The sequence below is a fragment of the Rheinheimera sediminis genome (assembly GCF_004005375.1).
GTDB lineage: Bacteria > Pseudomonadota > Gammaproteobacteria > Enterobacterales > Alteromonadaceae > Pararheinheimera.
Genome location: NZ_RZUF01000047.1, coordinates 1 through 14,464 on the forward strand (window position 1 = coordinate 1; position 14,464 = coordinate 14,464).

12 protein-coding genes are annotated in these 14,464 nt (G+C 45.1%); 5 read left to right on the forward strand and 7 right to left on the reverse strand.

What is annotated here, in order from left to right; translation table 11 throughout:
• Positions 1–72 precede the first annotated feature (72 nt).
• Positions 73–804, reverse strand: coding sequence for a FadR/GntR family transcriptional regulator (locus EMM73_RS19220; protein ID WP_127688385.1), 732 nt, complete (start codon positions 802–804; stop codon positions 73–75).
• Positions 805–1,145: 341 nt separating this feature from the next.
• On the opposite strand from EMM73_RS19220, the gene EMM73_RS19225 reads away from it, so the two are divergent.
• Both EMM73_RS19225 and EMM73_RS19230 read left to right on the forward strand, forming a co-directional pair.
• Positions 1,146–2,393 carry an HD-GYP domain-containing protein gene (locus EMM73_RS19225; RefSeq protein ID WP_127688386.1) on the forward strand — a complete coding sequence of 416 codons (1,248 nt, stop codon included), beginning with the start codon at positions 1,146–1,148 and terminating at the stop codon, positions 2,391–2,393.
• 241 nt (positions 2,394–2,634) lie between these two features.
• On the forward strand, positions 2,635–3,810 hold the full coding sequence (locus EMM73_RS19230; protein ID WP_127688387.1) for a GGDEF domain-containing protein: 1,176 nt from the start codon (positions 2,635–2,637) through the stop codon (positions 3,808–3,810).
• A gap of 12 nt (positions 3,811–3,822) precedes the next feature.
• Here EMM73_RS19230 and EMM73_RS19235 read toward each other — a convergent pair whose 3' ends face one another.
• From EMM73_RS19235 to EMM73_RS19260, 6 genes are all read right to left on the reverse strand, one after another.
• Positions 3,823–5,019 (reverse strand): serine hydrolase domain-containing protein, encoded by a 1,197-nt coding sequence (locus EMM73_RS19235; protein WP_127688388.1) that lies wholly within the window; start codon positions 5,017–5,019, stop codon positions 3,823–3,825.
• A gap of 3 nt (positions 5,020–5,022) precedes the next feature.
• Positions 5,023–6,042 (reverse strand): oxidoreductase, encoded by a 1,020-nt coding sequence (locus EMM73_RS19240; protein WP_127688389.1) that lies wholly within the window; start codon positions 6,040–6,042, stop codon positions 5,023–5,025.
• Positions 6,043–6,449: 407 nt separating this feature from the next.
• Positions 6,450–8,636 carry a catalase/peroxidase HPI gene (katG, locus tag EMM73_RS19245; protein WP_127688390.1) on the reverse strand — a complete coding sequence of 729 codons (2,187 nt, stop codon included), beginning with the start codon at positions 8,634–8,636 and terminating at the stop codon, positions 6,450–6,452.
• 209 nt (positions 8,637–8,845) lie between these two features.
• A complete protein-coding gene (locus tag EMM73_RS19250) occupies positions 8,846–9,241 on the reverse strand; it encodes a rhodanese-like domain-containing protein (RefSeq protein ID WP_127688391.1) in 396 nt (131 codons plus the stop codon).
• Between the two features lie 15 nt (positions 9,242–9,256).
• On the reverse strand, positions 9,257–10,009 hold the full coding sequence (locus tag EMM73_RS19255) for a sulfite exporter TauE/SafE family protein (protein ID WP_186435300.1): 753 nt from the start codon (positions 10,007–10,009) through the stop codon (positions 9,257–9,259).
• Positions 10,010–10,052: 43 nt separating this feature from the next.
• Complete coding sequence (locus EMM73_RS19260; protein ID WP_127688392.1) at positions 10,053–10,919, reverse strand: MBL fold metallo-hydrolase; 867 nt, start codon at positions 10,917–10,919, stop codon at positions 10,053–10,055.
• Between the two features lie 662 nt (positions 10,920–11,581).
• Here EMM73_RS19260 and EMM73_RS19265 point away from each other — a divergent pair.
• The 3 genes from EMM73_RS19265 (at position 11,582) to EMM73_RS20580 (ending at position 14,402) form a co-directional block, all read left to right on the forward strand.
• Complete coding sequence (locus tag EMM73_RS19265; RefSeq protein ID WP_127688393.1) at positions 11,582–12,886, forward strand: NAD(P)/FAD-dependent oxidoreductase; 1,305 nt, start codon at positions 11,582–11,584, stop codon at positions 12,884–12,886.
• A gap of 131 nt (positions 12,887–13,017) precedes the next feature.
• The gene (locus EMM73_RS19270) at positions 13,018–13,593 is read left to right on the forward strand and encodes a Tll0287-like domain-containing protein (protein WP_127688394.1); all 576 of its coding nucleotides are present in this window, start codon (positions 13,018–13,020) and stop codon (positions 13,591–13,593) included.
• A gap of 644 nt (positions 13,594–14,237) precedes the next feature.
• Complete coding sequence (locus EMM73_RS20580; protein WP_409994318.1) at positions 14,238–14,402, forward strand: HipA N-terminal domain-containing protein; 165 nt, start codon at positions 14,238–14,240, stop codon at positions 14,400–14,402.
• Positions 14,403–14,464: the final 62 nt, after the last annotated feature.

A 14,464-nucleotide genomic window follows, 5' to 3' on the forward strand; every position in this document is an offset into this window, starting at 1 on the left:
TCAAGGCCACTTAGGCTAGATGATTATCAGAACAGTGTTTAAAATTAACAATGTGATCTGCCCCCTTTTTTCTTAATCCGGCTGTTTAGCCAAATTTTTCAGCGCATATTCTAAGTTTTCTTTCGATTTAGCCAACAACTGGAACATCTCTATCTTCGCTTTGGCGGCATCGCCTGCAGCTATTGCCTGATACACAGCTTTGTGACCGGGCAATGAATCGACGTACTCTTCGGCAATAGCACTGCTTAATCTGAATAATCCCATCAAAGCCGTTTGTATCGTCATGCCCAATGAAATCATAAATTCATTATTGGTGGCATCCAGCACCGCCATATGAAATTCCAAATCGCTTGAGAACACAGCATCAGTGCCAATTTCCGCTTTTTCCATGGCTTGATAAGCTAGACCTAGAACAACAGCTTGTTCTTCAGTGCGATTTTTCGCAGCCAACTCTGCAGCTGCTGGTTCAAAAATCTCGCGAATTTCAAATAAAGAGATAAAAAACTGCGGTGATGGTTTGGATTCAAAGCACCAGCTTAAAATTTCACTGTCGAACATATTCCAGTGTTTACGTGGCCGAATGCGGGTACCCAACTTAGGCCGGGATTCCAGCAAACCTTTGGAGGTCAGAATTTTAAAAGCTTCACGCAGCGCAGTGCGGGAAACGCCTAACTCTTCGCCTATTGTGGTTTCGTTAGGAATATATTCACCTGGTGAATAAATGCCACTGACAATACGGGTGCCCAATTCTTCCGCCACCCAGCCATGAATACTTTGAGGCCGGCTTTTTAACTGATTTGCCATGCAGATCCCCTAAACATCGACCTGCAATTCAGGCCAAAAACAAATTCTTACTACAATAGGATTTATGTTAACCGATTTACTGTTAAAAAACCTAACAGCTGTCTGATTCCATTAGTTTTTCATAATAAATAACAAAAAATCATAGGCATTGCAGCATTAAATAGCAATACAACAACTCTTGTTGACAAAGACAGGAAGCGAAAACACAGCTCTGCCTGATGGGCAAGCCGTGGAATGAGAATGATAAATGCACCAAACCATGTATTGCAATTATACTTGTTAATCTTTATAACTCCGATCATTAGTCCACAAACCGAGAATCAACAGGGGTTGCAGTACCAGTGCCAGTGAAAATAGCGCCAAAAGATATCAAACTGGGTTATGCCATTAAGCTTCCTGTTGGCTGGATGAAACATCCTTTTCTAACCAATAAACTGATAGTTGAATCTACGCAACAGTTGCGGATCATTTTGTCACTAGAACTCGACTATGTGTATTTTTATCCGGAGCGCAGTAGCGTTATTCATGCCCCTCAGGCTGATGATAGTGACCTTTGTGTTAGTCAGGATATTGAAGACTTACAACTACGCAACGAAATGCAGTTAGAAAAAGAACAACGAATTGAACAGGCTAAAAGCCACAGGCGCGAGTTGCAAAAAACGGAAAAAGCCTTTGCACAGTCCATGGCGCAGGTGCGAAATCTGATGACCAAGGTGCAAGGCCGTCCACTCAATGCTGTTGAAGATGCCAGCCAATTGATTAGCAATTTGGCAGATACCATTTTGAGCGAAGACGCATTGGTATTGCACCTGATATCACAGGCAGGCAAAGAACAGGAATCGATGTACTTTCATGTGTTAAACGTATCTATTCTGGCAATGATGCTGGCCAAAAACTTAAACTACAGCGCAGACGAAGTAAAATGGACAGGCTTAGGTGCTATGTTCCACGACATAGGAAAGCTGAAAATACCGAGCCAAATCTTACGTAAAACAACAGATTTAACCACTCCAGAGCTGAATTTCCTGAAACTGCATCCGAAATTCGGCATTGAATTGCTCGGTTTAACCGAACAATTTCCGGCTGAAGCTAAGGCAATTGTAGAACAACACCACGAGTATCTGGATGGCAGCGGTTATCCCGCGGCTTTAAAAGCCGGCCAAATCAACAAGCTGGCTCGTGTCGTTGCTGTAGTAAATGAATTTGATAACCTCTGCCATCCACTTGATATGACACAAGCTCGCTCGCCTCATCATGCTTTATCCCTAATGTATAAAACAATGAAAGGGAAACTTGGCGATCTGGAAATGAAAGTCATGATCAAGATGATGGGTATTTACCCGCCCGGTACTGTAGTACTGCTGTCCGACAAAAGAGTCGGCATAGTCATGGCCGTTAACTCTGAATCCATGCTGCATCCTAATGTGCTGATTTATGATGCTGAGGTTCCGCGCCTGGAAGCGGCTATAGTTACCTTGGAGCCGAATAAACTATCGATTGATAAAGTAATTAAGCCAAAGGCCTTACCGCCAGAAGTGTTTGCCTACTTAAATCCACGGGCTCAGATCAGCTATTTTGTTCAACAATAAAACTGATTAAAGTCATAAGCTTCGCTATATTTAGTTTGCAGCAGCTTATATTCAGCTACGGCTGCCCATTAAATACCTATATAATGTCAGGCCAGTTCCCGAAACTTAGTGAAGTGGCTGGGTACCAATGTCTTATCAGCTATCAGGATGGATTGAGCTGAGTTTTTAAACTGCGCGTCACAAATGACCTATAGCCTGCAATAAAGAGGTTTTATTGCCCGCCGGACAGAACTAAAAATTTATGATTGAGCATCCATCCTCCGAGCTACTACTGTCATTTATCTGGTTGTTGGCATTAGTTGCCAGCATAGCCTGGTGTTTAATGGCACATCCACTGGGTATAGCTCCTAAAGCCAGCTTCAGGTTTTTTATTGCGAATCTGAGCCTGGGGATTGGAATTTACTTGCTGACCCTACGCACCACAGAAACAAATTTATTAAACTGGTTTCTTGCTGATATGGCCATACTCTGCAGTTTTATGCTGATTGGCTGGGGAATACAGCAGTTGTTTAAACTCAAATCAAGTGTCAAACAGGACAGCCTGATTTTACTGCTCACGGCGATCTTGCTACTGACAGGCCAATTGTTGCAGCTGCATGCCGTTTTTTTTGGTGTGGTCTTCTCAGTCACAGCCACTGTGTTTTCGTTTTCAGCCAGCCGTAATAACTATCAAGCCATACAAAAAGACTTTGGCTTTCCCGCCGCTTGCCTGATGTCAGCCCCCTTGTTTGTGATGACAGTTATCTTTTTTGCCAGAACTCTGATCCTGGTATGGCCCGATCCAAAAGCTGACGCATTTATTGCTACCTACACAGACGAAGGCATACCTTTGTTGTGGTCTTCTATTCTGTTAACGCTGGCTATTAATATCGTCATGGTGTGGGGCGCTTTGGCCCGACTGATCGCGAAAATTCGCCAATTTGCAGAAAGGGATCAGTTAACAGGTTTATGGAACAGAAGGGCAGCGTTAGAAAAACTACAAGAAATACATGAGCTCTGGCATAAACAACAACAAAGCTATAGTCTGATCTTGTTGGATTTAGACCACTTTAAGCGGATTAACGACAGTTTGGGCCACGACGCTGGTGATGCCGCCCTGCGCCGCTTAGCCACCACCTTGTCTGCAGTGGTCCGTACTCAGGATTTGGTCAGTCGTTATGGTGGGGAAGAGTTTTTGTTACTTTTTCCTGGAGTGTCGGCATCAGAACTGCCAACAATAGCTGAGAAAATTCGCATGACTTTATCTGGCTGCCAGCTGATTTGGCAAAATACCCCCATAGAGCTCAGCGCCAGTCTTGGATACGTCACTGTTTACCCAGGAGCCAAAGCTGAACATTTGTTGACGCTGGCAGACAAAGCCATGTATCAAGCCAAAGCCGAAGGTCGTAATAAGGCCTGCGCTGCCACACTAAACTAAAACTACAAGTTGTCAGCATGGAGTCACTGAGCTATCCATTGGCTCAGTTGAACTGCGAGCACTTAAAATCAGTTGTCGGATAATTCGATCTGCTTGAGCTTTGTAGACTGACCATTGCAAATAATTACCTTGTGTCAGCACCATTACCATATCAAGACCTGGCAAGACAGCTATATATTGCCCGCCATCTCCTTCAGCTGTGAAATAACACACACCAGCTTGCTGTCGCAGCCAGAAGTAGTAGCCATAGTCTCCGGCAGGACTTTTAGCCTGTGGACTGGTCATCTGCTGTACCCAGCCAACTGGCAACAGCTGTTGCCCCTGCCACTGACCTTGCTGCAAATACAACATACCTAGTTTGAGCATGTCACGTGGGGTGAGCCATAACCGGGCTGAACCTTCGGGTACGCCGTCGGGTTGAGTGTCCCAGCGGTACTGAGTAAATCCTAACTTATCAAATAGCTGCTGTTTGGCCCAAGGCTGCAGAGGTTGTTTTAACTGCTGCTGTAGCAGCGTCAATACCAGATTAGGCAAGGCGCTATTGTAAGCCCAGCTTTTACCAGGACCGGTATTGGGCTGTTGCAGCAGGTAATCGACAAAACTCTGCTGCTGCCACAGCGTGACCAAATCCTGCCCTGTCCATTCATCCCAAACAAATCCTGCCTGCATCGACAACAACTGATGCAGGCTAATACTGGCTTTTAACGGATCCGATTTGATCACAGCATTTTGTGGTAACAACTGTGCCAAAGTGGCATCAATAGTCAGACCAGTTTGCTGCAAAGCAATACCTGTTAAAGTGGCAGTCACAGCCTTTGTCACAGAAGCTACATAATGCGGTTTATCCGCTGACCAGCGAAAATCCTGCGCCCCTTTCACCACCTTGATCCCTTGTTCAAAGTTGATAAAGTCGTTATTGCCCTTTTGATAATGCTCCAGCACCAAAGCGCCGGATTTATACAGCAACAGGCTATGTACTTGCTGATAACCGCTTGCTGTCTTGTCCTGTAGCTGCAACAACAGCTGATGCAAAACTTGCTCATTCAAGCCTTTCACCGCAGGTCTTTGCACAGGCAAAGCCAGGTCTGGTGTGTGGTACTGCTGAAACTGGATTTTAGCCAGTGGTGGTGTGCTCTGCGCTAAAGTAGCTGAAAAAGTACAACAGAGCACAGCCCCTTGGATCAGCAATTTGCCGGCAGCAGATAACATCAGTTAGAACGTCACTGTGCGGCCAAGCTGCTGGCTTTGTTGTGCCAGTTCAATCAGCCGGATCCCTTGCAAAGCTTGGGTTACAGAAACCGGGCTGGCTTTGCCTTGCTGCAATGCGGCCACCAGGTGCTGATAAAACAGCTGATAGTTCCCTGCTAAGGTGGGATAAGTTCTTTGTCCGTCGGCTTTAGCCACCACACCATACAGAGCTTCAGACTCCAGCCCCCAGTTTTCCCCCAAAGGTTTTTGCCCTGCTCTTAATGCGTCTTCCTGCGGATCTAACCCTGTTTTATGATAAGAGCCGTTATCCCCCTGCAGAATAAAACGAGTGGTAGGAAGCGCAGAAAAAGGGCTGGAATGCAGCACTACTTCTTTATCAGCGTAATGCAGCAGCAAATGAAAATAATCCACCGTCTCACTGCCCTGCCGTAAAGCGCGACAACGGGCAGTTACCGCCTCTGGTACACCAAATAACGCGATAGCCTGGTCAATCAGATGAGGACCTAAGTCATACAAAATACCTGTGCCAACTCCTTGTTGTTCACGCCAGCGTGGTCTTGGCACAGGCCGAAAACGGTCAAAATGCGATTCAAAATAACGGATAGCCCCCAGTTCGTTGGAGCCAAGCAGTTGCTGTAGTGTCAGAAAATCTCCATCAAAACGCCTGTTATGGTAGACAAAAAGCTGAAGTTGCAGCTTCTCGGCCAGCTTAAACAGTTCACGTCCTTGAGCCTCCGTCAGCACAAAAGGTTTTTCCACCAGCACATGTTTTCCGGCAAGCAAGGCTTGTTTTGCCAGTGGGTAATGACTGTCATTGGGTGAGGAGATCACCACCAGCTCAGCATCTGATAAACGGATCAGCTCATCGCCATTTTGATAACGCTGTAACAGCGGATAATCTGATATGAGTTCAGGTTTGGTACTGCTGATCGCCACCAGCTCCAGCTCTGGTTGCTGCACAATAAATGGGAGGTGGAAGGTTTTAGCAGACAAGCCATAGCCAATAACAGCAGTTTTGATCATCGGAACTCCGGCAACAAGATAACGATTTAATTCGTGATATCCCCCAAGATACCTGACATAGTACCTGCTTGACCACGACAAAACTTAAGTTCAACAGGTTGAACGCTGTCGACGACAGCTAGAAAAACACCAGCTACAAAACAGACACAACCCGGGTTTAATCTGTTTGGTGATCCAAACCAAAGAAAGCCTGAGGCCACAGCTCATTTAAAATGACGGTACAGCTCATAGTTCAAGCGTGCTTGTGATGCCTACCGTGAACTTAGAATGGCCCCTTTACAGTGGATAAGAATGGAACTCTTAGCCGCAAAAAAGCTGACACACTAAAATAAAAAAGTGCCCATTCGGCCTAAAGAATGAGCACTCAGTTCTATTAAAAACTTAGCTTAAAAACCGCAAAACCTGACTTAGCAATCAAACCTGTCAGCATTCATCACTTTGCACCAGGCTTTAACAAAGTCTTTCACAAATTTTTCTTTGTTATCGTCCTGAGCATAGACTTCAGCGTAGGAGCGCAGAATCGAGTTTGAACCAAACACCAGATCAACACGGGTCGCTGTCCATTTTACCTCGCCGCTGCTGCGCTCGACTATGTTATAGCTGTTGCGGCCTGTGGGCTGCCAGCTATAGTTCATATCGGTCAGATTGACAAAAAAATCATTGGTCAGTGCACCTGGTCTGTCGGTAAAGACACCCTGTTTAACGCCTCCATAGTTGGTATCCAGTACACGCATACCACCAATCAGTGCTGTCATTTCCGGTGCTGTTAAACCCAGTAATTGAGTTTTATCCAACATCATTTCTTCAGGCTGGACCACATAATCTTTTTTCAGGTAGTTACGGTAAGCGTCATGCAGTGGCTCTAATACTTCAAACGACTCAACCTCTGTTTGCTCCTGCGTCGCATCGCCTCGCCCTGGTGTAAAAGGCACGGTAATCATCACGCCAGCAGCTTTTGCTGCCTGCTCAATAGCCGCAGAGCCACCAAGGACGATCAAATCGGCCAGACTGACTTTTTTATTCAAAACTGCCTGGATATTCTCCAATGTTGATAACACTTTATGTAAGCGTACTGGCTCATTAGCTTCCCAGTCTTTTTGAGGCGCTAAACGAATACGAGCCCCATTGGCGCCGCCACGGTAGTCCGACCCACGGAAAGTTCGAGCGCTATCCCAAGCGGTCGATACCAACTCGCTTATAGATAAGCCACTTGCCAGGATCTTTGTTTTGAGCTCACTGATTTCTGCATCTGTAAGTTTATAGTCAACGGCAGGGATCGGATCTTGCCAAATTAAATCTTCTTGCGGAACATCAGGTCCTAAGTAGCGACTTTTAGGGCCTAAATCACGATGGGTTAACTTAAACCAAGCACGAGCAAACACGTCTTCAAAGTACGCCTGATCGTTATAAAAGCGCTCTGATATTTTTCTGTATTCAGGATCGACTTTCATCGCCATATCAGCATCGGTCATGATCGGATTGTAGCGGATAGACGGATCTTCTACGTCGACTGGTTTATCCTCTTCTTTAATATTGATTGGCTCCCACTGCCAGGCACCGGCGGGGCTCTTTTTCAATTCCCAGTCATAGTTTAACAACAGATAAAAGTAGCCGTTATCCCATTGAGTTGGATTCGTGGTCCAGGCACCTTCAATGCCGCTGGTGACTGTATCACGGCCTATGCCACGGGTTTTGTGATTATTCCAGCCTAAACCTTGCTCCTCGATGCCAGCCGCCTCAGGTTCAGGACCTAAATTCTCTGCACGACCATTGCCATGACATTTACCTACCGTATGTCCACCTGCAGTCAGAGCAACAGTTTCCTCATCATTCATCGCCATACGGGCAAAGGTGACACGAACATCATGTGCTGTTTTCAGAGGATCTGGCTTGCCATCAACACCTTCCGGGTTCACGTAAATCAATCCCATCATCACAGCAGCCAGCGGATTGTCTAAGTCTCGCTCACCAGAATAGCGACTACCTGCACTGTCCGATTTGGCTAACCACTCTTTTTCACTGCCCCAGTAGGTGTCTTTTTCAGGATGCCATATATCCTGACGACCGCCCGCAAAACCGAAGGTTTTAAAGCCCATCGACTCATATGCCATATTACCGGCCAAAATAATTAAATCGGCCCAGGATAATTTGTTGCCGTATTTTTTCTTAATAGACCAGAGTAAGCGGCGAGCTTTATCCAGGTTGGCGTTATCAGGCCAGCTATTAATAGGCGCAAAGCGTTGATTGCCTGTGCCACCACCGCCACGCCCATCAGCAATACGGTAACTGCCTGCACTATGCCAGGCCATACGGATCATCAAACCACCATAATGCCCCCAATCGGCAGGCCACCAGCTCTGACTCTGTGTCATTAGAGTTTTTAAATCATGTTTGACCGCTTCTAAATCAAGTTTGTTAAATTCTTCAGGGTAATTAAAATCATTTCCTAAGGGGTTAGTCTTAGTATCATGCTGATGCAGGATGTCTAAGTTCAACGCATTAGGCCACCAATCCATTACAGATTTAGCAGCAGAAGTATTACCACCATGCACTACAGGGCATTTTCCGGCCGAACTATTCGTCGTATTGTCCATTGAAATCGTCCTTTTGTGTTGAAGAAAAAATGAAACTGACGTTTAAGATAGTAAAGTCTTATGAATAAACAACTCTCTTGTAGCAGAGAACAGGCTAATTTTGATGCGTATAAAACTAATTATCTGTTGAAAAAACTGTCATTAGCCTGCACCTAATGACAGTGAGAATTTTTATCTGGCCTGCGCAGCGGAGGCCATTTTGATATGAATTAACGTTCGGTTGGGTAACCTGCATCCAACCAGGCTTGGAATCCGCCAGCAACCGATAAGACTTGAGTAAAGCCCATGTTTTTCAACGAATCTGCAGCCAGAGCAGAGCGTGAACCCGAGCGACAGATTAGATAAATGGGCTTGGCAGATAACTGCTCAAGCGCTGCCATGCTGTCACAATTCGAACCAACACTCGGATGTTGGTGAATACGCATCTCAAGCACACCTCGAGGATAATTTACCGAGCGGTCGACGTAACCCTGAATATATTCATCAGGCTCACGCACATCAATGAGTATGGCATGATGATCCTGCAGAGCAGAAGCTAATTCCTGAACAGAAACTTCAACGATTCTGGCCTTAGCTTCATTCACTATTTGTTGCGAACTCTTCATACATTACCTCTTTCACTAATTTAAAACGGATTGAGTAAGGACTACAGTGGCCATGATAATCAGGAAGATTGAAAAGGCTTTTTGCAGTTTTTCTTTTGGCAATTTATGCCCTATCCAGACGCCAAAGAAACTACCAGCTACACCGCCAACCACCATAATTCCAATGACAGTCCAGTCGAACGAAAAGTTCTGGGCGGTTAATACTTCGTAGTACTTAGCAAAACCCACCACAGATTTCAGTGCGATAATCAGTAAACTGGTGCCTATTGCCATGATCATGGGAACACCACCAAGCAGAACTAGCGCAGGCACTATCAAAAAACCACCGCCTACGCCGACAAAGCCTGTGATGACTCCAACGACTAACCCATCCAAAGCGACCTTAAGAAAGTTTACCTTGGGCGTAGCTTCAGAACTTTTTTTGCTGCGCCACATCATCACTGCAGCGACAACCATCAACAGAACGAATACAGATAGCTGAATAACGCTGTCAACCAGAGTTCCCAGCCAAGCACCACCATAAGTCCCCACCATGCCAGGAATACCAAACAGTAGTACATGAGGCCAGGATACTCTCTTGTGCCAAATGTTAGGGATACTGCCAAATAAGCTGATACCGGCAACGATGAGTAAAGAGGAAGCAATCGCCAGATTCGCCGGCATATCGACTAAATACATTAGTACTGGAACAGTCAGGATAGAGCCGCCTGAACCAAAGATGCCAAGGCTTAATCCTATTAAGATTGCCCCCAATATTGCATGGATCATAATTTCTTCTCTTTGCCAGTGAAGCCTGAATAGATAAACATAGTCAAAGCATGTTTATCGGGAGCTTTAAATACACCTTACCTTGCTCATCTGCAGGAGGCATATGCCCAGCACGGATATTGACCTGTATTGAAGGTAAAATAAGTCGTGGCATCGCCAGAGTTGCATCCCGCGCTTCACGTTTTTCAACAAATTGTGCTTCTGTAACGCCATCATGCACGTGAATATTGTGCTCACGTTGTTCACCTACTGTGGTCAGATATTCATGTTCACGTCCTTTTGTTGGGTAATCGTGACAGACATAAATTTTTGTCTCTTCTGGTAGAGCCAGTAACTTTGAGATGGACTGGAACAAAGTCGAAGCACTGCCGCCTGGGAAATCGCAGCGAGAAGTTCCGACATCAGGCATAAATAAGGTATCGCCTACAAATGCAGTTTCATCATTCATCAGGTAGGCAAGATCAGCGGGTGTATGACCCGGAGTGTGGATCACACGAATAGACATCGCTCCTACGTGCAGTACTTCGCCATCATGGAATAAACGGTCAAATTGAGCTCCATTGGGTAAAAACTCTTTTTCAAGATTAAACACTTCTTTGAAAATAGTTTGTACCTGCTTGATATGGGCGCCTATACCGACTTTCGCTCCCAGATGCTCTTTGAAAAATGGCGCTGCGGATAAATGATCAGCATGAGCATGGGTTTCCAGCACCCAGTCCAGTATCAGCTCATTTTGCTGAATATAAGCCAGCATGAGTTCTGCACTTTGTGTCGAAGTGCGGCCTGATTTGTAATCAAAATCCAGCACAGGATCGATTACTACAGCGTGTTTTGAAGCGAGATCAGTGACGACATAACTGAATGTCTCGCTGTCTTTGTCCAAAAATGCTTGCACATGAATATCGCTCATTTTTTCCTCCTAAGGGGCTTTATCGCTCCCTTTAGTGTTAACACATCAGCTGCCTTCTAAGGCTTTAACCGAGCAGTCACAGAAGATTCATGCCTGCTAACGAGTTCATATCAGACTTAAAGCTCGCCGCAATTTCAGCGGCATACAGGTTTAATGCTATACAGCTGCAGCCGCAGTCTTGAGATTTAATACTGCGGCTTGATTAGTCCATACGAGTATTCGAAATAAGTATAAGCATATATCAAATAGAAATAAAAGAATTAGATAAATCTAATCGAAAAAAACTTGATCACAGCAGAATTCTCGAACTGAGCGCACAAGTTTGCAAATACAGTGAGACCATCAGTTGAAGCAGAACTAAGAAACTTGAGAGTCATCCGGTGTCAGTACTGGCGGTAATTTGCATTAAAACTATCTGTGCTTCACCTCCTCATAAGGTTCTATGCAACCTCATCGCATGGTGAAAATACCAAATGCGATTTATCAACAGATACAAAGCCCCTGACAAAAACCGTGCATGAAATATCTGCTTTTGCTTGCGCAAATTTGCCGCAAAGCCTAGAGTTAATCAATATATTCGTTATTGGAATATCTTATTCTAAATAAGAATATATATTTTTTAATCATCAACAGGTTACGGCTAGGCCGTACTGGGAGGCGTTGTGAATACAAAGAGTCCTGTAACTGCTCGAGTTTATGATGTGGTAGTTATTGGTGGCGGAGCCGCAGGTTTAGCCACTATAGCCAGCCTGTTGAAGCGACAACCAGATTTAAGCATTGCACTGGCTGAGCCCTCACAACAGCATTTTTACCAGCCAGGCTGGACTTTGGTCGGTGGAGGTGTGTTTGAGCAAAGCAGCACTGTAAAAAACATGGCGGATTTAATACCCCAAACTGTCAGCTGGTTTGATACTGCAGCACAGAGTTTCTCCCCACTGCAAAACTCCGTACTACTGGCGGACAATACAAAGCTGCAGTATCGCAGTCTTATTGTGGCAACAGGGCTGAAGCTCGATTGGGGCGCCATTGCAGGATTAGACAACCATCTTGGCAGTTGTGGCATTACATCAAACTATGCGCCGGGCCTTGCGCCATATACTTGGGAGCTGGTGCAGAATTTAGACAAGGGTAGAGCTATTTTCACTCAACCTGTGATGCCAATTAAATGTGCAGGCGCGCCACAAAAAGCCATGTATTTATCCTGCGATCACTGGCTGCGTCGACAAAGACTACGCCACATCGATGTACAATTTTGCAGCGCAGGAGCGGTGTTATTTGGCGTACCCGATTATGTGCCAGCACTGAACAGTTACATAGAAAAATATGACATCAGTCTTAACCTGCAAACTCAACTGCTTAGTATTGATGCCAGCGCTAAAACTGCGCGTTTTAAAAAAACCAATGCAGACAGCAGCACTGAGATCATTGAAAAAGAATTTGATATGCTGCACCTGACACCACCACAAGTAGCACTAGATGTGATTCGTCAAAGCCCATTGGCTGATGTCGCAGGTTGGGTGGATGTATTCCCGGATACACTACAGCACAAAAACTATGCCAACGTATTTGCGCTGGGCGACTGCGCCAACACCCCAAATTCAAAAACTGCAGCAGCTGTGCGTAAACAAGCCCCTGTAGTCGCAGAAAATGTCCTTAACTTATTGAAAAATAGAAAATTAACCTCAGTCTACGATGGCTATGGTTCCTGTCCTCTGACCGTAGAACGAGGAAAAATTGTGCTGGCCGAGTTTATCTATGGTGGCAAATTAGCGCCCACCTTCCCTTCCTGGTTCATAAATGGCACCCAACCCTCAGCTCTATCCTGGTTTTTAAAAGAGAAAATGCTGCCGCCCCTGTATTGGTATGCCATGTTAAAAGGCCATGAATGGATGGCAGCTTCGATACAAAAAGATGACTTACCCACAGACAGGCATGTTAAACCCAGCTGTAACTTTGACGTCAGTTAAGTGCTGGCACTTTTTTGTTCTGTCAGATCAGCTAATCTTGGCAAAGACTGGCCATTAACGTGCAGAACCACACTGGTATTTCGGCTTTAAAACCTGGATGCCTTAGTTAATAACTTATTGAGGAGAAATTTATGTTCAAAAGAACCTACACCAAGCACTGGGGCATAACGCTAGCCCTGTGCGTCTCTTTGCCTGTCGCTGCCCAAACAATAGAAAGCTTGACGGCTGAAGCTCAGGCGCGTATCAAGCTGTTTTCTGCAGAGCTAAAAAGCAATCTGATGCAGGCTACTAAGCAAGGTGGCCCTGTAAATGGCGTTCAGGCCTGTCATATTATTGCGCCTGAAATTCAAAAAAAGCTGGCCAAAGACGGCTGGATAGTAGCGAGAACAGCTCTAAAATACCGGAATCCTGCTAACAAGCCAGACCAATGGGAGCAGCAGAACCTGCTCCAGATGTTATCTGCACATCAAAAAGGTGAGCCCTTAGTCACCATGGCGAAAGCTGAAATAATAGAGCTTCAGGGCAAAAAAACCTTCCGCTACCTAAAAGCTATCCCGATGGATACCAGGTGCACAGCCTGTCACGGCGAACATATAACAGAGGAAGTCAAAACAAAAATCTCGACCTTGTACCCAGCAGATTCAGCCACAGGTTTTACCGCGACAGAACTAAGAGGAGCTTTTACCGTACAGAAGTCGATCCTCTAATCAGCAGGTTCGAATATTTCTGTCGATATCGAATTCAAAAGGGCCTGACTAATCAAGCCTTACTTTCTATATTTTTCGCTGTTCTTTGCTCCATATGACTATGAATAATCAAGCTCAGAATGATGCGGTCTCGAGACGTTTTTTTTAAAATGGTAGAAAAACTGGATCGCCGGACGGTCTGAAAATTGAGACTTTGAAGTATTTCAAGGACGTACAATCTGAGTATACAAACTCTATCTTTTACAATTCAGACACTACTGTATTCAGTCCAAACGCAAAGAGCAAAACATGTGAAAAACATACAGCCATCTATCGGCTTCCGGCTGAAAGGGATAAAACATCATTATCCTTTACAGAGGATATATAGAGAGCAATGTTATGATTTTTAGCTCCCAGTAGTTGGCCAATAAAATTAAGTTAATTCGGATTAGTAACAACTGGTCGCAGGCCGATATTGCTAAAAAGTAGGGATCAAGCAATCGACCTTATCGAATTTTGAAAACGATCCTGACCGCTACCAATTACAGACCTTGTTTAAAATTCTGCAGGGGCTGCATCTCTATATGGAATTGCTTGAGCTACCATAAAAATTAGCGTCAGCTTCTGATGATGAGACCTGGTAAATGACATCGTTATCGTTCTAGATGAACCAAACCTATGTTGGAAAGTTTATTCAGCAACCTAACGGCGCTCATCAACTAAGCTACGATCCGTCATGGCTTCAGGACAAAAAATACAGACTATTATCACTGTCCTTGCATTTACAGAAAGGTAAACTCATTAGTGGATCACTTTTAGACTGTTGTTGACACCGGGCGGTGAACTACTTTGCTCACCCCATCCTGGGGTTCGTCCCTGCTGGACCCGCTGA

What these genes read in the sequence shown, in the direction of transcription:
- EMM73_RS19220 (WP_127688385.1), bottom strand. Translation starts at nt 804, where the DNA reads ATGGCAAATCAGTTAAAAAGCCGGCCTCAAAGTATTCATGGCTGGGTG.
- EMM73_RS19230 (WP_127688387.1), top strand. Translation starts at nt 2,635, where the DNA reads ATGATTGAGCATCCATCCTCCGAGCTACTACTGTCATTTATCTGGTTG.
- EMM73_RS19235 (WP_127688388.1), bottom strand. Translation starts at nt 5,019, where the DNA reads ATGTTATCTGCTGCCGGCAAATTGCTGATCCAAGGGGCTGTGCTCTGT.
- EMM73_RS19240 (WP_127688389.1), bottom strand. Translation starts at nt 6,042, where the DNA reads ATGATCAAAACTGCTGTTATTGGCTATGGCTTGTCTGCTAAAACCTTC.
- katG (WP_127688390.1), bottom strand. Translation starts at nt 8,636, where the DNA reads ATGGACAATACGACGAATAGTTCGGCCGGAAAATGCCCTGTAGTGCAT.
- EMM73_RS19250 (WP_127688391.1), bottom strand. Translation starts at nt 9,241, where the DNA reads ATGAAGAGTTCGCAACAAATAGTGAATGAAGCTAAGGCCAGAATCGTT.
- EMM73_RS19255 (WP_186435300.1), bottom strand. Translation starts at nt 10,009, where the DNA reads ATGATCCATGCAATATTGGGGGCAATCTTAATAGGATTAAGCCTTGGC.
- EMM73_RS19260 (WP_127688392.1), bottom strand. Translation starts at nt 10,919, where the DNA reads ATGAGCGATATTCATGTGCAAGCATTTTTGGACAAAGACAGCGAGACA.
- EMM73_RS19270 (WP_127688394.1), top strand. Translation starts at nt 13,018, where the DNA reads ATGTTCAAAAGAACCTACACCAAGCACTGGGGCATAACGCTAGCCCTG.
- EMM73_RS20580 (WP_409994318.1), top strand. Translation starts at nt 14,238, where the DNA reads ATGAACCAAACCTATGTTGGAAAGTTTATTCAGCAACCTAACGGCGCT.